The 25,412-nt window shown below is 30.5% G+C and carries 22 protein-coding genes, 2 riboswitches and 1 other annotated feature; of the genes, 5 read left to right on the forward strand and 17 right to left on the reverse strand.

All coding sequences use genetic code 11. The features are described 5' to 3' along the window. Positions 1–6 precede the first annotated feature (6 nt). The 9 genes from pduL to RBU61_RS10460 all read right to left on the reverse strand — a co-directional run bounded on the left by pduL (position 7) and on the right by RBU61_RS10460 (position 7,850). The gene (gene pduL, locus RBU61_RS10420) at positions 7–579 is read right to left on the reverse strand and encodes a phosphate propanoyltransferase (RefSeq protein ID WP_308875323.1); all 573 of its coding nucleotides are present in this window, start codon (positions 577–579) and stop codon (positions 7–9) included. A 66-nt stretch (positions 580–645) separates the two neighbouring features. Continuing rightward, positions 646–1,887: a 3-phosphoshikimate 1-carboxyvinyltransferase gene (gene aroA, locus RBU61_RS10425; RefSeq protein ID WP_308875324.1), complete on the reverse strand. Its 1,242-nt coding sequence runs from the start codon at positions 1,885–1,887 to the stop codon at positions 646–648. 9 nt (positions 1,888–1,896) lie between these two features. Continuing rightward, on the reverse strand, positions 1,897–3,147 hold the full coding sequence (locus RBU61_RS10430; RefSeq protein ID WP_308875325.1) for a D-serine ammonia-lyase: 1,251 nt from the start codon (positions 3,145–3,147) through the stop codon (positions 1,897–1,899). A gap of 257 nt (positions 3,148–3,404) precedes the next feature. Beyond that, positions 3,405–4,427: a 3-dehydroquinate synthase gene (gene aroB, locus RBU61_RS10435; protein ID WP_308875326.1), complete on the reverse strand. Its 1,023-nt coding sequence runs from the start codon at positions 4,425–4,427 to the stop codon at positions 3,405–3,407. A gap of 3 nt (positions 4,428–4,430) precedes the next feature. Further along, positions 4,431–5,552 (reverse strand): chorismate synthase, encoded by a 1,122-nt coding sequence (gene aroC, locus RBU61_RS10440; protein ID WP_308875327.1) that lies wholly within the window; start codon positions 5,550–5,552, stop codon positions 4,431–4,433. 60 nt (positions 5,553–5,612) lie between these two features. Continuing rightward, positions 5,613–6,149 (reverse strand): folate family ECF transporter S component, encoded by a 537-nt coding sequence (locus tag RBU61_RS10445; RefSeq protein ID WP_308875328.1) that lies wholly within the window; start codon positions 6,147–6,149, stop codon positions 5,613–5,615. Between the two features lie 68 nt (positions 6,150–6,217). Then, positions 6,218–6,310: riboswitch (THF riboswitch) on the reverse strand. Between the two features lie 30 nt (positions 6,311–6,340). Further along, positions 6,341–6,943: a hypothetical protein gene (locus tag RBU61_RS10450; RefSeq protein ID WP_308875329.1), complete on the reverse strand. Its 603-nt coding sequence runs from the start codon at positions 6,941–6,943 to the stop codon at positions 6,341–6,343. Beyond that, complete coding sequence (locus RBU61_RS10455; protein WP_308875331.1) at positions 6,906–7,586, reverse strand: TIGR01906 family membrane protein; 681 nt, start codon at positions 7,584–7,586, stop codon at positions 6,906–6,908. The genes RBU61_RS10450 and RBU61_RS10455 overlap by 38 nt, the downstream gene beginning before the upstream one ends. Positions 7,587–7,676: 90 nt before the next feature. After that, on the reverse strand, positions 7,677–7,850 hold the full coding sequence (locus tag RBU61_RS10460; RefSeq protein WP_195837947.1) for a hypothetical protein: 174 nt from the start codon (positions 7,848–7,850) through the stop codon (positions 7,677–7,679). 183 nt (positions 7,851–8,033) lie between these two features. Here RBU61_RS10460 and RBU61_RS10465 point away from each other — a divergent pair, with 183 nt between their 5' ends. The 3 genes from RBU61_RS10465 to RBU61_RS10475 are packed head-to-tail and all read left to right on the forward strand — an operon-like array spanning position 8,034 to position 11,673. Further along, positions 8,034–10,379 (forward strand): xanthine dehydrogenase family protein molybdopterin-binding subunit, encoded by a 2,346-nt coding sequence (locus tag RBU61_RS10465; RefSeq protein WP_308875332.1) that lies wholly within the window; start codon positions 8,034–8,036, stop codon positions 10,377–10,379. Beyond that, positions 10,366–11,202 carry an FAD binding domain-containing protein gene (locus RBU61_RS10470; RefSeq protein ID WP_308875334.1) on the forward strand — a complete coding sequence of 279 codons (837 nt, stop codon included), beginning with the start codon at positions 10,366–10,368 and terminating at the stop codon, positions 11,200–11,202. Before RBU61_RS10465 ends, RBU61_RS10470 begins: the two co-directional genes overlap by 14 nt. Beyond that, the gene (locus tag RBU61_RS10475) at positions 11,203–11,673 is read left to right on the forward strand and encodes a 2Fe-2S iron-sulfur cluster-binding protein (protein ID WP_308875335.1); all 471 of its coding nucleotides are present in this window, start codon (positions 11,203–11,205) and stop codon (positions 11,671–11,673) included. Between the two features lie 152 nt (positions 11,674–11,825). On the opposite strand, the gene RBU61_RS10480 is transcribed toward RBU61_RS10475, so the two are convergent. Both RBU61_RS10480 and metG read right to left on the reverse strand, forming a co-directional pair. After that, positions 11,826–12,260, reverse strand: coding sequence for a GNAT family N-acetyltransferase (locus RBU61_RS10480; RefSeq protein WP_308875336.1), 435 nt, complete (start codon positions 12,258–12,260; stop codon positions 11,826–11,828). A gap of 258 nt (positions 12,261–12,518) precedes the next feature. Continuing rightward, positions 12,519–14,147: a methionine--tRNA ligase gene (gene metG / locus RBU61_RS10485; RefSeq protein WP_308875337.1), complete on the reverse strand. Its 1,629-nt coding sequence runs from the start codon at positions 14,145–14,147 to the stop codon at positions 12,519–12,521. 58 nt (positions 14,148–14,205) lie between these two features. After that, positions 14,206–14,462 (reverse strand) — a binding site (T-box leader). Between the two features lie 206 nt (positions 14,463–14,668). Beyond that, positions 14,669–14,761, forward strand: a riboswitch (THF riboswitch). A 49-nt stretch (positions 14,762–14,810) separates the two neighbouring features. Here metG and RBU61_RS10490 point away from each other — a divergent pair. Next, positions 14,811–15,332, forward strand: a complete 522-nt coding sequence (locus tag RBU61_RS10490) for a folate family ECF transporter S component (protein ID WP_308875338.1) — start codon at positions 14,811–14,813, stop codon at positions 15,330–15,332. A 324-nt stretch (positions 15,333–15,656) separates the two neighbouring features. Here RBU61_RS10490 and RBU61_RS10495 read toward each other — a convergent pair whose 3' ends face one another. The 6 genes from RBU61_RS10495 to RBU61_RS10520 all read right to left on the reverse strand — a co-directional run bounded on the left by RBU61_RS10495 (position 15,657) and on the right by RBU61_RS10520 (position 23,739). Next, positions 15,657–17,783 (reverse strand): hypothetical protein, encoded by a 2,127-nt coding sequence (locus RBU61_RS10495; RefSeq protein WP_308875339.1) that lies wholly within the window; start codon positions 17,781–17,783, stop codon positions 15,657–15,659. A 147-nt stretch (positions 17,784–17,930) separates the two neighbouring features. Beyond that, positions 17,931–20,147, reverse strand: a complete 2,217-nt coding sequence (locus RBU61_RS10500; RefSeq protein ID WP_308875341.1) for an FtsX-like permease family protein — start codon at positions 20,145–20,147, stop codon at positions 17,931–17,933. After that, positions 20,137–20,904: an ABC transporter ATP-binding protein gene (locus tag RBU61_RS10505; RefSeq protein WP_308875342.1), complete on the reverse strand. Its 768-nt coding sequence runs from the start codon at positions 20,902–20,904 to the stop codon at positions 20,137–20,139. Before RBU61_RS10505 ends, RBU61_RS10500 begins: the two co-directional genes overlap by 11 nt. Positions 20,905–20,998: 94 nt before the next feature. Next, positions 20,999–22,006, reverse strand: a complete 1,008-nt coding sequence (locus tag RBU61_RS10510; protein ID WP_308875344.1) for a sensor histidine kinase — start codon at positions 22,004–22,006, stop codon at positions 20,999–21,001. After that, positions 22,003–22,668 (reverse strand): response regulator transcription factor, encoded by a 666-nt coding sequence (locus RBU61_RS10515; RefSeq protein ID WP_308875345.1) that lies wholly within the window; start codon positions 22,666–22,668, stop codon positions 22,003–22,005. Before RBU61_RS10515 ends, RBU61_RS10510 begins: the two co-directional genes overlap by 4 nt. A 486-nt stretch (positions 22,669–23,154) precedes the next feature. Beyond that, positions 23,155–23,739 (reverse strand): hypothetical protein, encoded by a 585-nt coding sequence (locus RBU61_RS10520; protein ID WP_308875346.1) that lies wholly within the window; start codon positions 23,737–23,739, stop codon positions 23,155–23,157. Positions 23,740–24,275: 536 nt separating this feature from the next. Between RBU61_RS10520 and RBU61_RS10525 the strand changes: the two genes are divergently transcribed. After that, entirely contained in the window at positions 24,276–24,926 is a 651-nt protein-coding gene (locus tag RBU61_RS10525; RefSeq protein ID WP_308875347.1) for a CatB-related O-acetyltransferase, read from the forward strand. Positions 24,927–25,412 lie beyond the last annotated feature (486 nt).

A 25,412-nucleotide genomic window follows, 5' to 3' on the forward strand; every position in this document is an offset into this window, starting at 1 on the left:
CCTCCACTATTTAATTAATTCAACTAAGTCTCCATTCTTAACTCCTGCTGCATTTCCTTCTTCTATATCTACGTGCATTTCAAGAGCAAAGCTATCTGCCACTCTGACTAATACATTATTAAATACTAGTCCTCTTTCTCCACCTACTTTTATGCTTACTATCTCCTTGTCAGCTACCCCAAAATCTTTTCCATCTTGAGTATGCATATGGATATGTCTTGCAGCTACTATTATTCCTTCTTCTATTTCAACTTCACCCTTTGGTCCAACAATCTTTGCCCCTGGTGTTCCAGTAATATCTCCAGAGTTTTTAATCATTGGTTTTACGCCTAGGGCAAAGGCATCTGATACAGATAATTCAAATTGAGTCTGTGGTCTAACAGGCCCTAGTATTCTTACTCCCTTTAATGTACCCTTTGGTCCTACTATATCTACTTTTTCTTCACAGGCATATTGTCCTGGCTGAGATAAATCCTTCATTCTTGTTAATTCATATCCTTCACCAAATAAAATATCTAAATCCTTTTGGCTCACATGGATATGACGGTTTGAAAGTGCTATTGGCAATTGAGTTTTCATTTGCATTCCCCCTAATCTTTTATGTACTATACCTATTATAAGTCTTTGTAGATAAAAAATCAAAAATTATTCCACTATTTCCCAAAGAGATTCATAAAATTTAGGATAGGAAATATTTATACATTTCGTATTGGTGACTTTTGACTTGCCTTCTATATTTAATGCTCCTATGGATAAAGCCATGGCAATCCTATGGTCATCATATGACTCCAACACCCCTGGATGTAAAGCATCCGTACCTTTTATAATTAGTCCATCTTCTAAAGCTTCTATATTTCCTCCTAGTTTTTTAAGTTCAGTAACTATAGCCTGAATTCTATCGGTTTCCTTATACTTTAATTCCCCTGCACCTCTAATTATAGTAGTACCTTGTGCAAACATAGCACCTACAGCTATTACAGGAATCTCATCAACTAACCTGCCCATAATAGATGGGTCTAGTTCTATTCCCCTAAGTGGTGAATAAGAAATATATATATCTCCTACAGGTTCCTTGTTTATATTTCTTATGTTTTTTACCTCTATATTTCCACCCATGGATTTCAAAACATCTATGATTCCCGTTCTTGTAGGATTAACCCCAACATCTTTTAAAACTATGGAAGACCCTTTCATTATACTAGCTCCGACCATCCAAAATGCAGCAGATGAAATATCTCCCGGTACATAAATATTCTTTCCTATAAAATCATCTTCACTAAAATACTCCATCATTCTTTCAGTATGATCCCTTGTAATCTTTTTTTCTTCAACTTTAGTTTCTCCATTAGCATAAAGAGAAGCTAATAATATGGCTGACTTAACTTGAGCACTAGCCATAGGTAAAGTATAATCTATACCTTGTAATCCCTTTGAAGGATAGATATTGATAGGTGGATATTTATCATCTGCTCCAGCAATATTTCCATTCATCTTCCTTAAAGGATTAATTATCCTATCCATTGGCCTTTTACTTAAAGACTCATCACCTATAAGTGTGGATTCAAAGTCTTGACCTGCTAACAATCCAGAAAGCAGTCTCATAGTAGTGCCTGAATTTCCACAATCTAAAGGTCTACTTGGTTTCTTAAGTCCATATAATCCATTACCTATTATCCTAAGTTTATCTTCTTCTTCATTTATTAATATCTTTACACCCATTTCTCTAAAACACTTTATTGTACTTATAATATCTTCTGATAGTAAAGCGTTTTCCACAGTAGTTTCACCCTTACTAATTGAGCCAAAAATCACTGCTCTATGGGAAATTGATTTGTCTCCTGGAACTTTTATTTCACCCTTTAGTTTCTTTTTTCCTATAATCTCCATAATCCACCTCTATTTCATAGTTAAAAATTTTCCCCTAGACTCTTTAGGCACTAAGCTTCCACCAGTTGCCCAGCACATATGAACTATATTTTCATTTTTATATTTTTCCGATGTTAAAATAGGGCCTAAAAACCCTGCAAGAGCAGAAGGTTCTAAAAATATATTCTCCTCATAATATAATTCTTTTAAAAATACATATAGCTTTTGATCTTCAATTGTATAAGCACCAGTAAGTATTTTTTCCATAATCTTACCCACAAATGCAGATGCCCTCCCCACAGCTAATCCGTCTGCCTCAGTTTTATTATCTAAACCAATATCTTCTACAGAAATTTCATCATGTTTTCCAGTTGCAAGTCCTAACAACATTGCTGGAGACCGGGTTGGCTCAGCAAAGAAACAATGTACATTATTTCCATACATTAGTTTAAGCCCATATGCTACACCGCCAGGTCCTCCTCCTACTCCACATGGTAAGTAAATAAACAACGGATGTTCTTTGTCTACTATTATTCCCATATCTTCTAGCTGCCTTTTAACTCTAATACCTCCTACTGCATATCCCAAAAACAAATCTCTAGAATTTTCATCATCAATAAAATAGCTCTTTGGATCATTATAAGATAATCTTCTTCCTTCTTCTACAGCTTTAGAATAATCTGATGAATATTCTACAACCTTTACTCCTTTTTCTCTCAGCATATCCTTCTTCCACTGCTTCGCATCTGAAGACATATGGACTATCACATTAAATCCCACTTTTGCACTTATTGTTCCAATACTAAGTCCCAAATTTCCAGTACTCCCTACTTGAATAGTATATTGGGAAAAGAATTCTCTAATTTCTTTATTATCAAACTTTCTATAATCATCATCTAAACTAATGAGATTTTCTTTTAATGCAAGCTCTTCTGCATGTTTTAAGACTTCATATATACCACCCCTAGCCTTTATGGAACCAGCAATAGGAAGTAAATCATCTCTCTTTAATAAGATTTTTCCATATATTTTAGTATCAAAATCCTTCTCCATTCTATTCTTCATATTATTTATTCTACTAATAGGAGATTCTATTATACCATTTTCAACTTCTGGAAATATCTTTTCTAAATATGGTGCAAACCTTTTAAGTCTAGCTTCAGCATCTAGTACATCTTCTAGAGTTATTGGCAGATTATATTTAACATCATCAAATCTGGTATAACTTGGGTTATACCAAATTATTTCTTTAAGTAGTTTTAAATCATCTATTATACCCATATTAATTCCTCCTTTTCTAAATATATCATAAATTGAGACTATTAACATCTAATAGATATATCATATAATAATAAATATGATATATCTATTAGAATCTTTTTCATTTAATATGCAGGACTACTAACTTTGTATAAAAGGGGCTGTTTCATAACTGATAAATCAGTTATGAAACAGCCCCAATCAATATAAAATAACAATTTTACATTTTCACTAGACCTATTCACTTAGGGAAGATACTCATATTATTTTAGGTGGTACTAGTTGCTTTTAAATACCTTTTTTATAATCTCCTCATCTATATCATAGAATATATCTACCTTTCCTTTATCCGTGGGTAAAACAAATCCTATTTTATTATTTTTATTCTTTTTATCGTTTTTCATATATTTTAAGAGCATATTCACTTCATTTTCACTAAAACTCACTGGTTCTACTAAAGGTCTTAATATGCTTATAATCTCGTTATAATATTCTCTAGAAATAAGCTTCTTCTCATATGCAATTTTTGTTTCATATATTATACCAAGGATTACTGCTTCGCCATGATTATATCTTTCATAACGGAATAGAGACTCTATACTATGACCTACAGTATGTCCAAAGTTTAGTTTTTGTCTTAGACCTAAATCTAGTTTATCTTTTTCTACTATGGAGGACTTAATCTTTACAGACTTCTCAATTATATAAGATAATACATTATTGTCCCTACTATATATATTCTTAATATTTTCTCCAATATATCTAAAAAATCCATAGTCTTCTATGAGCCCATATTTTATGATTTCTCCTAGACCACAAGTAATTTCCCTTTCATTCAAAGTATTGATAAATGATGGATCTATTAAAGTCCTAGAAGGAAAGTAAAATGAACCTATAATATTTTTATATCCTAAAAAGTCTACTCCTGTCTTTCCCCCTATACTACTATCTATTTGGGATAGTAAAGTTGTAGGAATTTGAATATAGTCTATTCCCCTTTTATATGTAGAAGCAGCAAATCCTGATATATCTCCTACAACTCCTCCACCTAGACTTAAAATTATTCCATCTCTATCTAAATTTTTATTGATTAACGCTTTATAGATATTGCTTAATTCTTCTAATCTCTTACTATTTTCTCCTGGTTCTAGTATATAAATATCGCTCTTATTATTTGTTAGTTTTTCTATATTTTCCTTATATATATTATAGATATTCTCATCTGTTATCAGAAGAAAGTTATTTTTAATTATATAATCTTTTAATTCCATCCATATATTATCTATTATCTCATAACCCATTTTTTACCTACTTTCTAAATACTTAAGATAATTATTATAATTTGCCTTTGTTTCTTCTAGGAAATCTCCTCCAAATTTTTTCAAGAACTCATCAGCTATTATATAAGCAACCACATTTTCCATAACTATACTTGCAGATGGCACTGCACATACATCCGATCTTTCAAATTGAGCTATTGCCTTTTCTTTACTTATTATATTTATAGTGTCTAGAGGTTTTTTTAAAGTAGGTATTGGCTTCATAGTTCCACATATTACTATATCTTCTCCATTTGATATTCCTGCTTCTATTCCTCCTGCGTTATTGGTTTTTCTCCCAAACTTACTATCATAAACAATCTCATCATGAAATTCTGAGCCTTTAGTAATAGGAGCTTTACCTCCAAGCCCAAATTCAACTGCCTTAATCCCCTGTATACTAATTATGGCGGCAGCTAGTTTTCCATCTAATTTCATATCCCAACTAGAATGACTTCCTAGCCCTACTGGTGGATTTTTAACTATGACTTCTATAATTCCTCCTAGAGTATCTCCCTCCTCCATGGCTTCTTGAATTTTACCTATCATCTTTTCTTCTGATTTTTCATCAATTACTCGTATATTTGACTTATCTGCTTTTAAAAGATTTTCTATTTCAATTCCTGTGTAATACGTTTTATCTGAATTTATCCCTCCAACATTTATAACATGACTATATATCTCTATATTAAATTCTCTTAATAAAAGCTTACAAATACTTCCTAAAGCTACACGCATGGCAGTTTCTCTTGCAGATGCCCTTTCTAAAATGTTTCTACCACCTTTTTGATTATATTTTAATGCACCTACCAAATCACCATGACCTGGTCTTGGCTTTATAACCTCTACCAATTCGATATTTCTACCCTTGTTTTTAATAGATATTGATATTGGATTTCCTGTCGTAAATCCATTAGATACACCTGATAATATATTTACACGATCACTTTCCATTTTCATTCTTAAGGATCTTCCAAATCCCCTTTGCCTTCTTTTTAACTCTTTATTCATAAAATCCAGATCTATATATAAATTAGCAGGAATACCTTCTATTATTCCTGTTAAAGATTCACCATGAGATTCTCCAGCAGTTATAAACCTTATCATTTCTACCTCCTTATGGAAAAGACTTCCACCATAAGGTAGAAGTCTTTTTTTCTTAGTCTATTATCTTGATGCTATATTTCTAAGATATCGTCCTAAATACGTGATTATAATAACTTGAATTGGTATATTAATCAATGCTGTTAGCACTCTTCCAGGTAACATTACAATAACACCTTTATTATACAATTGAGATAACCAATAGGTGTTTAATCCTACAGATATTACTAAATAACAAGTGACTACTATAATAGCAACTTTGTCTGCAGAAAATATATTTGTCTTTATATCTTTTTTCTTAAAATACATTATATAAAGACCAGAGATAACACCCCATAGTGCTGAACTCAATGTAAATCCTAAATGTGGCGGTCCTTGGGGGTTAATCATAATCCCTAGCAAATCTGCTGCTACACCAGATATTCCTCCAACTATTGGACCAAACAATATTCCACTTAACATTATTGGAGTATCACCAAACCCTATTCTTAATGTGGGAAGTACCATGATAGATCCAAATCTTGTTAAAGCAATTGAAAGTGCTACTAAAAATGCCGCTTGAGTAAGAGTTCTCGTTTTAACTTTTCTACTTATATTCATTTGTATCCTCCTTTCTTTTGCTAGTGACAGGCAACTGCCACACTAAAGTCAAGGAGTCTCTTTAATGTTTCAGCGGACGCGGTAAAGAATCGCAGATTTTGTCTTTCGTTTAGGGGCAACTTCCCATCCCCTAACACTTGACGCTCTTTACCTACTCTGTCTAACTAACTAATTTATTATAACTTATTATCCTAATTAAGTAAATCCTTATTATCACTTTTTTTAATATATTCTGTTATATTATATGAGCCAATAAATGTTGCCAAAATAAAAGATACTATTGCCATAGACTTGTAATACATAGGATAAACTGATAAGTAACCAGTTATATAAAATATAATAGCTAAGGAATATAGTTTAAATATCTTATCTTTACTAAGAAAATTAAAGCTTTTTTTTGCTTCTTCTTTCTTCTCATAGTATCTGTCTATAATATAATCTTCTATATCTTCATCAGATGATATTACTTTTTCTTCTTCAAGCTTTACTCTATATTCCTCTTGAATTGCTTTTATTTTTTTATTTCTTGACTCCATAATTAATTTTCTTAGATATATAGCCATAAATACTCCAAATATTAATCCTAAAAAAATAGATATAAAGAAATTCTTAATTAGTTTACTTATTACTATAACTACCCCAATTAATATAATAATACCCAAAGATATTTTATCTAAGATATCAGCCCTCATAGTTTTACCATTTTTCATCTGTTTTGTATAGAAATTATCTAAAACTTTTTGTCTTTCATTTTTTCTATGTTTGTCGTTTAAATATTTTAGAATTTTTTTCATCTTTTCCTCTCCCTTTCTTAGTTGCAGCATATCCTATCCCTTGTATTATTGCCACAAAGCCTAAAAAAGATAACCCAATATTTATAGCCATTGAACTAAAGAATTCTTCTGGTAACATTTGAATAAGCAAATCCGTTTCAGGATCCAATAACCAAAGATCATTAGTGAAAAATATATAATGAAAATATGTGAAGTATTTATTGAAATCAAAAAATATCATAATCCCTAGTAAGCCAAGAATAATCCAATTAATGAATAAACCTTTATAAATATATCTTCCTAGCATTTCCTTTTCTCCAGTAATTGAAAAATATATTATTATAATCAAAGATATTATGATAGATATATATTTTAATATAAATCCATTTCTAAAGAGAACTTCCACATCTTTCATATGTAAAATCTCTCGTTCATTAAAATTAGGCTCTAAAACTTCTTCCCCCCTTTTTCCCTTTAAGTAATCTAATAGGTCATCTGTAATATCATGTAATTCTTGAAAATCTTTTCCTGTTTTCTCCATAATATTATAATCCTCATATGCATTGAGATAAAATCTTGAATTAAATGCATTTTTCTCTACTGCTATTAAAACACATGATAATGATAAAAAAAACACTAAAGTAATAAGAGTTATTTTTTTCAATCTCTTTCCCTCCAAATATATTTTACTACATATTACCATATATTCTCTAAAAAATATAAGGATTGAGAAAATTTCCTCAATCCTATAACTTTAACCCATGGCTTTTTCCAGTTTATCTAAATATTTAATTGGAAAAACTCTTAAAAGCTCCTTATACTGTTCTACTGATAACCCTTGAACAGTTGTATATATTTCAATTTTTGTATCTAGATCTGCTGCTATAAATCTGTCTCTTATTTCTTGAAAAGTCTCATTTGTTTCCATGCTAAATGCCTCCTTTTTATACTCTATATTTATTATGTTTAATACTTAGTCTTTTATACTAATAACTATTTACTTAATTTATCTTTTAACTAAAACTAAAACCTATGTTTTGAATATATACATCAACACATGGAAATAATATTTTAATATCATACGAATTTTATAAAATTTTGGAGGTGTTTTATGGAAAGTCCATCTAGTATTGGTATTACCACCATTAGAAAAGAATCCTGGGATAAGGTTACTGGTAGTGCCAAATACAACTCAGATAATATACCACCTAATACCTTACATGCAAAACTTCTTACAAGCACTATTGCCCATGGATTAATTAAATCTATTAATATAGACAAAGCATTGAAATCTAAAGGTGTTCAAAACATAATAACTGGAGATTATTATCCTGTGCTGACAGGAAGTATTATTAAGGATAGACCCCCTATTGCTAGAGATAAAGTCAGATACTTCGGAGAACCAGTGGCAGTAGTTATAGCAAATAGTGAAGAAGAAGCAATGAAAGCCCTTAATCTCATCGAAGTAGAATATGATCCATTACCAGTAGTTGCATCAATTACTGAAGCTTTGAAACCTAATGCTACCCTTGTCCATGAAAACTTAGGTAATTATTATTGTCCAGATTATACTGTATATCCTGTGGCACATACAAATATGGCAGACCATGTAAAAATTAGAAAAGGAAATATGGAACTTGGCTGGAGCCAAAGTGATGTAATAGTTGAATCTACCTTGTATCTTCCAAAATCAGATCATTTAGCAATGGAAACTAGAAATGCAATAGCTGAAATTACGCCAAGTGGAATCGTAAATATATATACATCATCTCAATCACCTTTCGCAGCCAAAGAAGAATTAAATAGAGCCTATAAAATTCCTGAAGGCAACATAATCGTCCATACTCCTTTAGTAGGTGGAGCTTTTGGTGGAAAGGCAACTATTCAGCTAGAACATCTTGCATACCTTGCCTCCTCTGCTGTAGGTGGCAGAATGGTTAAAATAACAAATACAAGAGAAGATGATATAACCATCTCACCATCTAAAGTAGCCGCCGAGGGTAAATTAAAAATAGGTGCAACAAAGGAGGGTATAATAAAAGCCTTAGAATGTACTTATTATACTGATTGTGGTGCATATGCAGATACAGGTCCTCGTATGGCTAAATCCATTGCCATCGATTGCAGTGGCCCCTATAATATAGAAAATCTTCATTGCGATTCCATTAGTGTATATACAAATCATGGATATGTTACTTCTTTTAGAGGATTTGGCCATGGAGTATGTACATTTGGTATAGAAAGGCTATTAGATAAATTAGCACTGAAATTAAATATGGATCCCTTTGATATAAGAATTAAAAATGCAATCATTGAGGGCAATACTTCTCCGACACAGGATATAATCACATTTAGTAATACTGGAAATTTAACCTCTTGTCTTCTTAAATTGAAACAGCTTATGAAATGGGATGAAGGTCAAATAATAAAAAGTGAAAAAGGAACTATTATAGCCAAGGGAATAGCCTCTCTTTGGAAAACTTCCAACTCTCCTACTAATGCCAGTTCCGGAGTTGTACTTACATTAAACGATGATGGAAGTATAAATCTAAACTTTGGTGCCTCTGAAATCGGCCCTGGAATGAAAACTACAATAGCACAAATATTAGCAGAAAGAATGAAAATGGATGTTGAAAATATCCATGTTTTTATGGATGTAAATACTCAAGTTACTCCAAAACATTGGAAAACCGTAGCCAGCATGACAACCTTTATGGTGGGGAATGCAGCTTTAAATGCAGCACAGGATTTAATCAACCAATTGAAGGAAATAGGTGGCATTGCCCTTAAATGTTCCCAAGATGATTTAGAAATTGCTAATCAAAAAGTATATGTAATCCATAGGCCTGATATTTTTATAAGTTTTAAAGACCTGGTCAATGGATACCAATATTCCAGTGGTAAATCTATATATGGGCAAATAATTGCTAAGGGAAGTTATATCGTAAGTCGTCTGACACCATTAGATAAAGAAACTGGTAAGGGAAAGCCTTCCAACTCCTGGACTGTAGCCGCCCAAGCCGTGGAAATAGAATATAATCCAGCAAATTATTCCTATAGGCTTTTAAAAGCTTTTACAGTAATAGATGCCGGTAGAGTTATTAATCCTAAGGCTGCACGAGGAGTAGTAATGGGAGGTATGAGTATGGGATTAGGCCTAGCCACTAGAGAGGACCTTATATATGATAAAGAAGCTATACTTCAAAATTCATCTTTAAGAACATATAAACTAATACGATTTGGAGAAAATCCTGAATATATAGTAGACTTTATAGAAACTCCACAGATAGATGCTCCTTATGGTGCCAGAGGAATAGCTGAACATGGGACTATTGGGATTCCTGCTGCCTTTGCCAATGCCATATCTTTAGCAGTAGGAGCTGACTTTGATACACTGCCAATTTCTAATGAAGTAATATGGAAAACTAAAACTGGAGGTAAATATGATAGCCTTTGATTTTGAATATTATAAACCTGATACAGTTGAAGATGCTATAAAACTATATAATGAGCTTAATTCAAGTGGCAAAAAGCCTATATATTATGGCGGTGGAACAGAATTTATATCCATGGCAAGAATGAATAATAGATATACTGAAGCAGTGATAGATATAAAAGGAATTCCGGAATGTAATATACATGAAATAAAAAATAATAAGCTTATAATGGGTTCAGCTATAACTCTGACCCAAATTTCCGAAGCAAACTATTTTCCTCTCTTAGGATATATAGTTAGAAGAATCGCAGACCATACCATACAAGATAAAATTACATTAGGAGGCAACTTAATTGGTACAATTATATATAGAGAATCTACTTTAGCCCTTCTTTTATCCAATAGTGATATTGTACTTCAAGGTAACAACGGTAAAAGAACAGTCTCAATATCTGATATATATGATAAGAAGATATGTATTGGAGAAGATGAAATATTGGTTCAGGTAATAGTAGATGAAAAATTTCTTAATCTTCCATATCGCCATGTAAAAAGAACGAAGCATGAAAAAATAGATTATCCTTTAATTACAATGGCAGCAGTCAAAAACGATGATAAGATTTTAATAGCCTTTAGTGGTTTATGTCAATATCCTTTTAGGTCTTTAGGTATTGAGAAAATATTAAATAACTCCTCGTTATCTAAAGACGAAAGAATAAAAAAGATAATTGAAAACATTCCAGATGAAATATTAAATGATGTTGGTGGTTCTTCAGAATATAGAAAATTTATACTACATGATATTTTATCTAGAGTCTTTGATAAATTCCAGGAGGTAAGTTAAATGCTTCAAATACTAAATCCTACTGTAATAACTTTAAATATTAATGGAGAAAATAGAGATGTGATGGTAAAACCTTCCCATACGTTATTATATACCTTGAGAAATGAACTTGGCTTAACAGGTGCAAAGCCAGGATGCGAAAATGGGGATTGCGGTGCCTGTACAGTTTTAGTAGATGATTGGCCTATAAAATCTTGCCTTATGCTTACTGTGGAAGCCATTGGGAAAAAGGTATTAACAGTAGAAGGACTAAAAAATGCTCCAATTCAAAAAGCTTTCGTTGAAAACTTTGGATTTCAATGTGGTTATTGTACATCAGGATTTTTAATGGTATGTCATTCCCTATCTAAAATTCGCCCTAGTGCAGAAGATGCAGAAATTCAAGATTGGCTACAATCAAATCTATGTAGGTGTACAGGATATGAAGAAATAGAAGATGCTGTAAAATCTATTTTAGTTAAGGATATTTAAAAATACTAGATGTTATGTTCATCTAGTATTTTTTCTACATTTATATTGAAATAATCCAATGTCATATTCTCAATTCTCTAATGCTTATATTTATAGATATACCTTTAAGCACAATTAGGCTTACCCTTTAAAGTAAGCCTAATTATATTAAGCTAATATTCTAACTTATAAACAATCTCACCTTCAACAATTCTACCATCTGGTGTAAATCCCATGCTTTCATACATTGATTTTGCCCATTGGTTTTCAGGTTCAAAACTGATATAAATAACACGATGTTCCTTATCTTCTTTAATTCTATTTATAAGTAATTCCATTGCCTGTCGTCCATATCCCTTTGATTGATATTTGGTATCTATCATAACTCTATAGATCCAGTACTCATTATCAATACTGTCCATACAATACATAAGAAATCCTATGGGAGTTTCATCCATATATATGGCAAGCGGGATACATTCTGGCTGTACTTTAGACTGAGCGATTGAAAAAGTATTAGATGCCACAAATTCCTCTTGTTCTTTTGTTACCTTAAGCTTTATAATTTCCCAAAAATTTTCTGAGTCAACATCTATTAGTTTTAACATACTACTATCTCCTTTTTAGGTGATAGGTCTTAAAAAGCTATACTCAGTTCACATGGTCAATTGAAAAGAGTATAATTTATAAAACAATCACCTCATAATTTTTTTCTATAATTTTGATTATCATAAAATCGCCTCCTTTCGTAATATTAACCAATATTTTCATAATAACAAAAACTGTATTTACAGTCAATTGTTAACTAACAATTCAATTTTAAAAAATATTTTTTAAGATAATTCATCAAAAATCCATTAACTGATTTAATCACTCTGGCCTAATTTATTTAACTCTTCCTCTATTATCTTTTTATCTAGTCTTTCAAATAAAATATCAAATTGTTCTACTTTATTTCCCACTTCTATATTTACATATTCCCAGATATCTGAATCACAATTTAACCAGTGTTTAACCTTAATTGATGAAAAGGGTAAAAATGGATGGAGTAAGTTAGCTATATTTGCTATGGCTACTAAACAATTATAAATAGTATTGATACATTGGGTTTTATCTGTATTGATTGTAATCCAAGGAGCTGTCTCATCAAAATATTTATTTATACTTCTAATAAAATCAAATATTTTCTCCACTGATGTTTTTAGGCTTCCACTTTCTATAAGGACTCCAATTTCTTTATACAAAATATCAATATCTGATCTTATTTTAGAGTCTAACTCTCCCTTTGGTATTTCACTATTAAAGTATTTTTCTACAAATACTAAGGTTCTATTTACTAGGTTACCATATATGCCTAATAATTCTCCATTATTCTTATTAACAAATTCTCTCCACGAAAAATCTGTATCTCTTTTTTCAGGGCCATTTACTATAAAGAAATACCTCAATGAATCAATATTGTATTTTTCAATAATATCTGAAATCCATACTGCCCAATTATTGCTGGTGGATATTTTCTTTCCTTCTAGATTAACATACTCACTTGAAATTATATTGTTTGGAAATTTATCTATCTCAGCACCGCTTAACAGTGATGGTAAAATTATTGTATGGAAGGGAATATTATCTTTCCCATGAACATAATAGGATATGGTTTTACTATCCCAAAATTCTTCCCAGTTCCTATGATTTTCTAATCCCCATTTTTTACTTATAGTTAAATAACCTAATATTGCATCTACCCATACATATACTTTTTTATCCTCATGGTCTTTAATCGGTATATCTATACCCCATGGAAGTTCCCTTGATATTGCCCTGTCTTGTAATCCTTCATTTAAATACCTCTCTGTATTATTAACTGCATTTATTCTCCAATCTTTCCTATTTTTATTTAGATTATCTCTTATTTCACTTTCAAAGTTTGATAGCCTAAAGAATAATTGTTTTACATTTTTAATTATTGGCTCATTTCCACAAAGTTTGCATTTTCTATCCTCAAGTTCAAGTGACTCTAAAATAGTGGAACAAGCATCACATTGATCACCTCTAGCAATACTTTTACATACTGGGCAAATACCCTCAACAAATCTATCAGCCAGAAATTGGGAACACTTTTCACAAAATAGCTGTTCTACTTCTTTTTCATATATTAAATCATTATCATATAATATGCTGATAATAGTTTGGACCTCTTTCTTATGATATTCATCATCAGTTCTAGAATATATATCATAAGAAAACCCTAGCCTATCAAAACAATATTTGAATTCATTATGGTATCTATCAGTAATTTCTTTGGGAGATATATTTTCTTTTTTAGCTCTGATGGATATTGGCGTACCATGGCAATCACTTCCTGATACATACAATACTTTTTCACCTTTGGCTCTAAAATACCTTGCTATAACGTCTCCTGGTAATAATGCTGCTATATGTCCTATATGCAATGATCCATTGGCATATGGCCATGCTCCTCCTATAAAAATGCTCATAATTTTCCCTCCTATTATTCTTAATAAATACAAAAAACTCCCGAACCTAAGAAATATTCCTAGGAACGAGAGTCTAACTTCGCGTTACCATCCTAATTTACTTATACCTCACGATATAAGCCTCATCAAGTACATCACAAATAACATGATTATACCTTATCACTATAACGGGTGAACCCGTTGCAGCCTAAATCTTACGATCTCGGTGCACAACTCCAAGGCCATTTTCACTTTAATATTCTTTGCTCCCTCTCACCAACTAGGAGTTCTCTGTAAAAGTATTCTTAAAGTTACTTTCCTTTTCTTTGTATTTCAATTATTATGTGTATTATATTCTATATTATAATTAAAGTAAATATAATTTATTCATTTTCTAACCTTATCATAATCTTCACACCGTTTAAAATAAAATAATCATACCACTTTGAGGATAATAATTCTACATCTTTTAGATTTGTTACCTCTATCCATGTGGAAATTAATTCCAATATGTGCTATTATAGAATATGAAAATAATACATGACAGAGTAGATAACAAGCGTTAAGTGTTTGAGAATGGAACGTTGTCTCAAGACGAAAAGCCATGCTTGCGGTTTGTTATTGCGTTCACTGCCATAGGACTTCTTTCTTATGTGCAGGTCATAAAAGAAAGGAGTTTTTTTAATGGTTAAAAAAAGTATATTCACAACAAAGAAAATCGCTTATGCAGCTATTTTTATAGCAATATCTGTAGCGATTAACACCATGAGAATCGGAAGTATTAGCTTTGGAGGATTTCCAATAATATTTTCAGGATATGTTCTTGGACCTTTAATGGGATTTATAGTTGGAGCATTAGCAGATGTAGTAGGTTTTTTAATTAGACCATCTGCTACAGGAGGATTTAATCCACTGTTTGTTTTAACCTCTGCTTTAACTGGGGCAATCCCAATAATTATAACAAGATTACTAGGAGATAAATATCCAAACTATAAATTATGGAAAATCTTTCTTGGAATTTTTATTGGACAAACTATAACTTCTGTAGTAATGGTACCTATATTTATATCCTTAATTACTGGTAAAAACACTGTATGGTATTATATTTACAAAGCAGCTGCAAAGCAAATAGTTTCAATCCCTATATATGCCATACTATTAAAAGCAATAAACGATACGATAACAAAGCATTTTGATTTTAGATAATAATATATAGAATTACGAAAATAAATTCTCTTCTCTGGCAAGGATCAAAGTTATCTTAAAACCAGAAAGGGACTAAAAAATATTCCAATCCAAAAAGCCTTCGTTGAAAACTTTAGATTTCAATGTGATTATTGTACATCAGGATTTTTAAAAGAGCCGCTCAAAAGTGATGAAACAAACCACTTTTGAGCGGCTCTTTTTTAGAGAGATTTTCTTAATTAACTGCTATTTAACTTTAACTGATGAAAAAGGTAAAAATGGATGAAGTAAATTAGCTATATTTACTATAGCTACTAGACAATTATAAATGGTAGTAGATCAAATCTATTTAATTTCTATCCCATCTTCCATAGATAGAATATTGGAAATAATAGCTGTACCTTTTACAACTTTTTCCTCTACTTTAGGCGCCATTGAAGGATTAGATAGATATTTTTTTCCATCAAATTTCATTCTGGCATAAGAAAATTCTGTCCCTCCACCTGATACCTGCATTATAATATCATTCCAACCATTTGTTTTATCTTCACTTATTATAATTGGATTTCTTGCTAATGTGAATTTAGATATTACTTCATAACTTTCTTCCTCAATTATTAAAGCTGTAGACCCACCTGAACCTGATACAGATTGTCCTAATAAGTAAACGAAGATTTCTTTTTTGCCATCTCCATTAAGATCAATATAATTATAAGAATATGCAACCTTTCCATCTTGATTTTTATCATACTCTAAATAATCAATAATAGCTTTTTCTAATTTTTCATTTCTTTCGGTTTCAGAAGATTTATATTTAATACCTGAAAAATCTATTGTATTTGATTTAAGTTCTATTATCTCATCTTCATTTATTATTTGATTCATCCTATCCATCAAATCCTCTGTAATTTTATTACCATTTTTAGCTATCTCTTCTGTATAAGTCTTCAGAATATCATGTAAAACTAAATGCTCATAATCTGTCATTGATTTCTCATAACTTTTAAGTGTCTCAGGATTTACCTTATGACTTACAAGATCATGGGTTGAAAAAATATATCCTCTCAAGTACCATTCATGCATCTGATTTACTTCAGGTAAATATTTTGAATATGGATACATTAATCTAAATTCTTCCATAACTGCAATTCTTGAAGCCATTTCATCTAATGGTATTTTAACATACTCTTCAGAAAGTCCTGGCTTATTAGATTCTGCTGCAAATATCTTTAAATAATCACTAATCTCACTACTTACAGAGTCACTAAAATTTAAAAACTTCTCGTAATCTATAACAAAATAGTAACTTCCCTCGGCTGTAGCTACTTTTAATCCCATACTATTGGCATTTAGAAGTAATTTTTTCAAATCTTTTTCCTTTGAAAAAGTAGAAGTATTTTTAATAATATTTACATCATTTAAATCAGTAGCTTTCAATTTATATTTTTTCATGATGCCTTGATTTTCAAACATTTTATATTTTTCCTGATATTTATTGAAGGTAGTATTCATTGAACTAAGCTCTTCATTTAAAGCTGACAAATATGTCCTAACCCCTTCACTATTATCTCTTATAGAAAGTTTATCTTTATTTTTATTTAAATAATCAAATACTTTTGATAAATTCCCTTTATTTATAAATTCATTATAACTAGATACTATTTTTTTATCTGTTTTTCCTTCTTTAGATTCTCCCACCTTCTCATATTTCACAAAATTAACTCCATCTTTTCCATCCCATTTATACCATATATTAATCTTTTCTGAGCCGACAGAACTACTATCGGCAGATTCAGGATCAATTCCTTGTATGGAAAATTCAAGTATTCCATCTTTATCAATATCTTTTATCTCCCCATTTGGATATACTGATAAAAGATTTGCTTTTTTAGGACTTATTCTATTAACTAATTTATCTTTCTCAAGAGTAAAAAGGTAAAATTGTCCTGAATGGGCCCCTACATTGGAATTTATAAAAATCGCATTTTTTCCTGTTTTTCCTTCTCCTATAATTATATTTTCAACTCCATTGTCATAATTCATAGAAACTCTATCTATTTCCTTATACTCACCATCTTTATATTTATATATTACTAATGTACCTTCATCATCCATGTTGCTGAAATTTCTTTGTTCATACACTATAATTTCAGGAATGTTATCTCCATCTAAATTCCCTATATTAAAATGTTTACCTATTTTTCTACTATCGTCTTTACTATGTTTTGTCAATAGGCTCGTTCCTAACTTATTTGCCAATTCAATATACTTGGAATCTTTCATATAGTCATAATTATTATCATTTTTATTAATAATTGCAGATATTGAATTTTGTAATCTGTCACTTGCTTTAGTCTGTTCTGCCATAGCTGTAATTCCACTCAAATATCCCAGTGATGCTTGTGGTAGTGGTGCAATAGCTATAGTAAAACCTAATGTAACTGAAGCAATTCTTCTTATTTTTTGTCTCATTTTTTATTCTCCTTTTTTTATTGAATTAACTTTATTATATAACTAAGAAGTCTGGGAGTATTTACAAAAAAATTACATAATAATTACATAATAGAATCAAATTAAATAGATACTCTTTTTATCTCTCATTTTATTTTTAGATTATAATTATTTTCCCTCAATATTTCTTTGAAACAATGTCCATGTGGTGACAAAATAACATCCAAATAATATCATTAGGATAAATCCTGTAACGACCATATTCTGTAATAGAGTCTTCATTCCTACATAAGCAGACAATTCTGCTGATGTGCTGAGGATAAAGTAATATATCATCACCCCGCCACATAATAATCCAACTAAAAGAGGAAGTCCAAACCAAATGCCCATCTGTTTTAAAATGATGTTATCAATTCTTCTTTTAGATACCCCTAATTTATCTATGACTTGAAATCGATATTTAAAATCCGATGAATCATCCAGTTGTTGTAGCGATAGTACTGTAAAGCACATAATGAGAAGGACTACTCCTAAGTAGATAAGAATCAAGCGAATCATTAGGGCTCCAGAAATACTCTCGTTTCGCTGTAACGTTTTTGTTCGAATCTCTGTTTGATTCATAGTAATTGAATCAGGTTGTTCCATAGTGCTAAGAAGATAATTTTCAAGTTCCGTTGCAATAGAAAATGGAAGCGATTCTTCTGTGATTCCATAATAATTCAGATTGGCAGTCAGTAAATTTTCGCAGATCTCATCTGGCAATATATAAATTACATCTGTATAAGAATTATAGAGGGACTCTCCTAAGTTCTCATGTAGTGGAGGATATTTGCTCTGAGTTAGAGTATTTCCATCTACTTGTATGGTAGGATGAGTTATCATAAATTCTTTTATTTCATCTTCTGTAGCAATAGCTTGCCATTGTATGGCAAATGTCTTTGGTTCTAAAGTGATGGGACTTGCTCCAACCATGGAGCGAAGATGGTTATAGTCCGATAGGGAAATTCCAAGAACTGGAAAATCTACTTTATATCGTCTATGAAAGTCATCTTTATCTAAAAAGTAAGTCTCCACTTTTACTCTGTCTTTAAAAGTATATCCTTTTTGTTTTAAAAATTCATTTACAAACCCATAATCCGTCTTTGGTAGATTATCTATTGTTTCAATATCGTTGTATACAGTAAAAACTTGCACATCAAATATAGCTCTCTTGTCCAAATATCCCAGAGACCAATCTGACATCATAGGACCAACCATAAGTGCAATAAGTGAGAACATCAAGGTACAAGTAAGTATAGCCATAGTTTTAGAATTAGTTCTTAGTTTTGCTCCAATCTGTCCCAACAAGAATAGATTTTCACCTTTGAATTTAATCTTACAGGATTTTTCTTTAAACAAAGACAATCCATCTGAGATACAATAAAACAACCCAAAGATAAAAAACAATATAAAAACAATGGTCAATAACACATAGCTATTTTTTACATCATTGCTAAAATTTAAATGGTTGCCTAAAGTACCTGCTGAAAAAAAGATAATTACCAAACTCCAAATCACAGATCCCATAATAAAAATCGGATATTGTGTTTTTCCTTTTTTAAATAGTCGAAGAATACCATATGAGACAGACCAAATGATAAAAATACTGGGTGCAATTATATTACCATAGAAAGTCATCCTTATCCAAAGTCCTAAGCGGTGATCATAATACTTTAATAAATCAACTGCTCTAGATACCATAAAAGCCGAAATAAAAGTGGCCAATAGGATGAGAAAAGGCATCATTTTATCTTTTCTAAAATCAGATTCCAATTGTTTGTCTGCATGAAGCATATCGATGATTTTGATTTTCCGAATAGTTCTTATATTAAAAAAACCAATAATACAGAAAGTCAGTAGGAAGAATCCAAAAGTAATACAAACCGTATCTGGATACAAAGCAAAAGTCAGTTTATATCCTGTATCAAAATAGTTCATAATAATAGATGTCATAAATTGAGATAATACAATTCCCAGTACAATTCCAAATAGTATAGATAGAATTCCCATAGCCAAAGTTTCTAGAAAAAATAAATAGGCTGTGGTTTTCTGTTCCATTCCCAAAGTGGTTTGAATGGCAAATTCTTTTTGTTTTCTTCGTATCATATATCTATTTACATATTTTATGAGGAACAAAAGTACTAGAGTAATAAAAATTACTGGAGATTTCATATTATTCTTGAGCTGTTCCAAACTAAATTCTATGGGAATATTCATTTTATAATAAGAACTGGAGATTGATAAAAAAGCATAGAACAATCCTACACATAATGTCAAAGTCACCAAATATATGAGATAGTCCTTTGCAGAACGCTTAATATTTCTAAATACTAGTCTAGCGTACATTAGTAAGGTCACCTCCCAAAATTGCCAGTACATTTAATATTTCTCCAAAAAATTCTTTTCTTGTCTTAGAACCTCGTCGAATTTCATTGAAGATTTTTCCATCCTTTAAAAAGAGAATCCGTTTGGCATAGCTAGCTGAAAAAGAATCGTGAGTGACCATAAGGATTGTGACCTTTAACTGCTCATTCATTCCAACCATAGTCTCTAGAAGCATTTGAGAAGATTTAGAATCTAATGCTCCTGTAGGTTCATCTGCCAATATAAGTTTTGGATTGTTAATCATAGCTCTAGCACAAGCACATCTCTGTTTTTGTCCACCTGATACTTGTATTGGATACTTAGACAAAATGTCTACAATATTTAATTGTTCTGCCATCTTCATGACTCTGCTTTCAATTTCGTTAATAGGAGTACGATTAATAGTAAGGGCAAGGGCAATATTTTCTTCAATAGTTAAAGTATCTAGGAGGTTGAAATCTTGGAAAATAAATCCTAGATTTTCACGTCTAAATTTTGCGATATTCTTCTCAGATATTTCTGTAATATCCTTTCCTTCTAGAATGATATGTCCAGCTGTAACTGTATCAATTGTAGATATGCAGTTTAGCAAAGTAGTTTTTCCACTTCCACTGGCTCCCATGATTCCAAGAAATTCGCCTTCTTCTACGGACAATGAGATGTCATCCAGCGCTTTTGTAATGGTATCCTTTGTTCCATAATATTTTTCTACATGTTCAATTTTTAATATCTCTTTCATTTTCTTCACCTCATCTTAGATAATATCTAAATCAAAAGAAATTTGATATGAGATTGGCTTACGAAATTCTTACAAAAATGAAAGAAATGGAATACTATTCTTCTTCCATTTCCATAAAGTCACCTATAGGAAAGATTAATTCTACTTCTGTAAAATCTCCTTTTTTTGAAGAAACATTTATTTCAAGACCTAATTGTTCACAGAGTCGTTTACACAAATAAAGGCCAATTCCAGTAGATTTATTGAACTTTCTTCCATTCTCTCCTGTAAATCCCTTGTCAAAAATACGAGAAATATCTTCTTCGCTAATGCCAATTCCATCATCTGTAACAGAAAGAGTGATTCCATTTCGAATTTTCTTAGTATTAAACTGAAGGGATGTTGCCTGATATTTTACTGCATTTACAATAAGCTGATTCAAAATAAACAAAATCCATTTCTCATCTGTAAATACCAAATGTGGGCAGTCTATAGTGATTGAGACTTGTTGATTCAAAAGAAGTCGCTTATTTCCTCTAAGTGCATCTGCCACTACTTCTTCAAGACAGATTTCCTGAACTATATAATCCTTTTCTGCGGTTTCACTCCTTGCATAAAAAAGTGCTTGTTCCACATAATCTTCCATTCGTTCCAGTTCCTCTAAAAATTTTTGTGAAGTGCTAGATTTATTATTATCACAAATCAACTTCATAGCTGCCAGTGGTGTTTTAATCTCATGAACCCATTGCTCTACAAACTCTTTATATTCTTTTCGTTCACTTTGAATTCTAGTAATTTTTTCTATCATTGACTTGTTAGAAAGTCGGAGAACTCTTTGATAAATAATATCTTCAACTGTCTGTGGTTTATCTATTAGTTCTATAATAAGGTATCTTTCTTCTAAGCTTTCACAAGTGTAAAGAAGCTGTTCTAAAAATTTTCTGCGTCTGTAATATTGTGAAAATAAGGAAAGAATCATCATAATAATCCAAACAAAAATGATAAGAAAAATATCTGAAGCGTTATTTCCTATGGCAAGAAGATAAAGTGATAGTAACACCATCATTAGGATATTGACTATAATAATTAGAACTTTATCTTTTAAGTAAGTAATAAATTTCATATCATATATCCCTGCCCATGTTTGGTTTGAATAAAATCATGGACTCCCAATTCCTTTAATTTGTTACGAATACGAGTGATATTAACACTTAATGTATTGTCATCAATAAAGATAGAGTTGTCCCAAAGGTCATCCATTATTTCTCTACGTGATACAATGGTTCCTTTATTCTTGAACAAAAGATATAAAATCTTCAATTCATTTTTTGTCAACTCCACTGTATTATTACTATATTCTGCAATGCTAGATTCTATATAAAGTCGTACACCTTTATGAATAAGTTTTTGTTCCAATCCTTCACCATAAATACGAGTTAAGACTCTCCCCATACGTGCCAAAAGGATAGAAATATTAAAGGGTTTAGTTATAAAATCATCTGCACCTAAAGTAATTCCTTGTAATTCATCCATAACAGTATCTTTACTAGTGACAAAAATAATGGGAACTTTAGTCAAAGTGCGAATCTGAAGACAGAGCTGAAATCCATCCTGTTCGGGCAAATTTATGTCAAGCAGAATTAAATGTGGATTTTCTTTTTGAATAATGGGAACAATTTGAGAGAAATTTGTTGGCAAACAGACTTCATATCCATTGTTTTGAAGGAGTATACTCAACTCCTCACGAATAGTTTTATCATCATCAACGATTGCAATTTTATACATGGGATATACCCCCCTTTTACTTAACATTCATTTTATCCTACTTATTATTGAAAATTCTTTATATTATCTTTAGTACATTAATTATCATAATATTTCTCACTATGGCTAATTCGATCTGCTTAATTGGGTAACTGATACTTTATTATACTAGCAATTTTTATTTTAATATTTCAATTATATCATAGTTATCAAGATAATTATTATCAATCTCCATACAGCAATCAATAGTGTCCTTGTACCTATATGGCATAATATATATCTCTCTTTTTACCACTTTCCATTATACTCCTCCTAATCATAAAAAGAGCAATTCTTTCGAATTACTCTTTATTTAATCTATTGATTTGGGTGTTGTAAATAAAACCTCAATTATCCTAAAAGTAACAATATTTTATTTAAGATGCATACTTATTTTCTGCACAAATTAAACTTTATTACTTCAAATTCTCTATAAATTCATCTGTATTCTCATTCCAGATAAAAAGATTATTCCTCAATAATGACATTCACCATTTCAAAAATCTGTTCTTTTCTACCTATTGGAAGATGGTTTATATACTCTTCTAAATTTAATCGAAGCTCATATTCAGCCTCAGATAAATCTACAGCTTGAATGTCCGATTTAAATGGATTCCACTTAATGAGTGCGGCAATCTCAATATCTTCAAGCATATCAAAGACTAAAGCCATCTCTTCACCATTTAATTCTGCATCCAAAAGTATATCTTCCAAATCATTAAATGACTCTACTTTTTCTTTTATAATTGCAATCTTATCCAATGAATATTCACAGACTAATAATTGATTAATTAATTTTCTATAGTCTTCATCTTCCATCTTTACACCAGGTAAAAACTTAATCTTCGACTTCAAGTCAAGATTAATCGGAATTACAAATACTTTATCCAAAGTATTTGTCTTAATTCCATAAATAATATTAGATGTGATTTTAGGTAAGCTTCTTTCAATATACTCTTTAACTATATGAACTAAATCTTCTAAAGCTTTAAAATCAAATACCTCTGAAGAATTAATAGAATTAGATAGAATTAGATATATGCAAAAGCACAACTCTGAAACTTCTGATAAATTAACCAATACAGACTAATAAAACCAATTAAAGATATCAAAAAAGATTTGATTAGGAAACTTAAAGGTAATAAATAGGACAAGTGTTGTAAGTCTATATATGTGTTTAAAGATATTATTCCAAAAGGGATATATTTTTTTACCATTTGAAAAATGTTAGGACACGCCAATTTATTTATTATATTTAACTTTGAATATATTAAAGAAATGAATAAATTGTCTAACAGAGAAATCTTTAGTAATAATGAAATTAAAATTAAATCTAATAAATTATATATAAATAAAGAACAGTTTAAACTAGTTGGGATATAATTGTAGCAGGATCAAGATTCTTTTGCTACAAAGGCATTTGGTTTTAAATGAATAGATATTGTACAATAAAGATATGATTGATAAATATAAATCCAAAAAAATTAAAGAGCCTGAAGAAGAAAATAAAAAGCTCAAAGAACAGTTAGAGGTTCTTATATAAAAAATGCAAACAATATAGTGTAGACAAATAAGGAGAGGAGATTTAAATGAAAAATAATTTTAATAATTGGTTAGATTCTAAGCTATTAAAAGACAACATTAAAAATCCAAATATTGAAATTGGAGAATTTACGTATTATTCTGGGTATTATCATAAAGAAAAATTTGAAGATGTATGCGTAAGATATCTTTTAGGTGATGGAAGTACTAAAAACTACAAAGAATTTTTTGGCGAAGATTTTATATTTGATAAGTTATATATAGGAAAATTTTGTTCAATAGGTTCTGGTGCAAGTTTTATACTTGCTGGTAACCAAGGGCATAATCATAAATGGATTTCAGCATATCCATTTAATCCAGAGATATTTTCAAATGCTAAAGATGGATTTCAAACTAAGGGAGACACAGTTATAGGTAATGATGTTTGGATTGGAACAGAGGCAATAATAATGCCAGGAGTTAAAATAGGTGATGGTGCTGTAATAGGAACAAGAGCAGTAGTAACTAAAGATGTAGAACCGTACACAGTAGTAGGTGGAAATCCAGCCAAAGCAATAAAAAAGAGATTTTCTGATAATGAAATAGAAAAATTATTAGAAATTAAATGGTGGAATTGGGATGTAGCAAAAATTAATGAAGCATTACCCTATATTTGTAGTGAGGACATTTCTGGTTTGTATGATTTTTATCTAAAATAAATATTCATAAATAATATTTTATTTAAAGCTTGATTCTAATAGAGAAGGTTGAATGATCTAGAATATCTGTTAAACCAATAATCTTAATAGCTAAAGCATCATTATATAATTCTCATTCTAGCTATCTTAAGCAACAGATTTTGTTCATAACTTTATACATTAAACATTGCATTGTATATAAATTTGAATATTTCTTAGGTCTGCCAACCTTTTTATAATTAGTTTTAGAGACAAATTCATTAAATATATTTTGTAATTTTTTACAGACTCTATAAAAGAGGTTAATTATCTCCCATGTTAAGTAATATAATCATTTTATTCGTCCTTTCTAGCAATTCTTTGGTTGGCACTTAACATGATACTAGAAAGTGGTGACTTTTTTAATTGGTGATTTTAGTTATTCAACATCCTATTTTTATTTTAAATAGATGTTCAATTTTTTCTGAAATTTCAATTTCATTTTATCACATTTTTCCATAAAAACAA

This window comes from Tissierella sp. MB52-C2 (genome assembly GCF_030931715.1).
Classification (GTDB): Bacteria; Bacillota; Clostridia; order Tissierellales; family Tissierellaceae; genus Tissierella.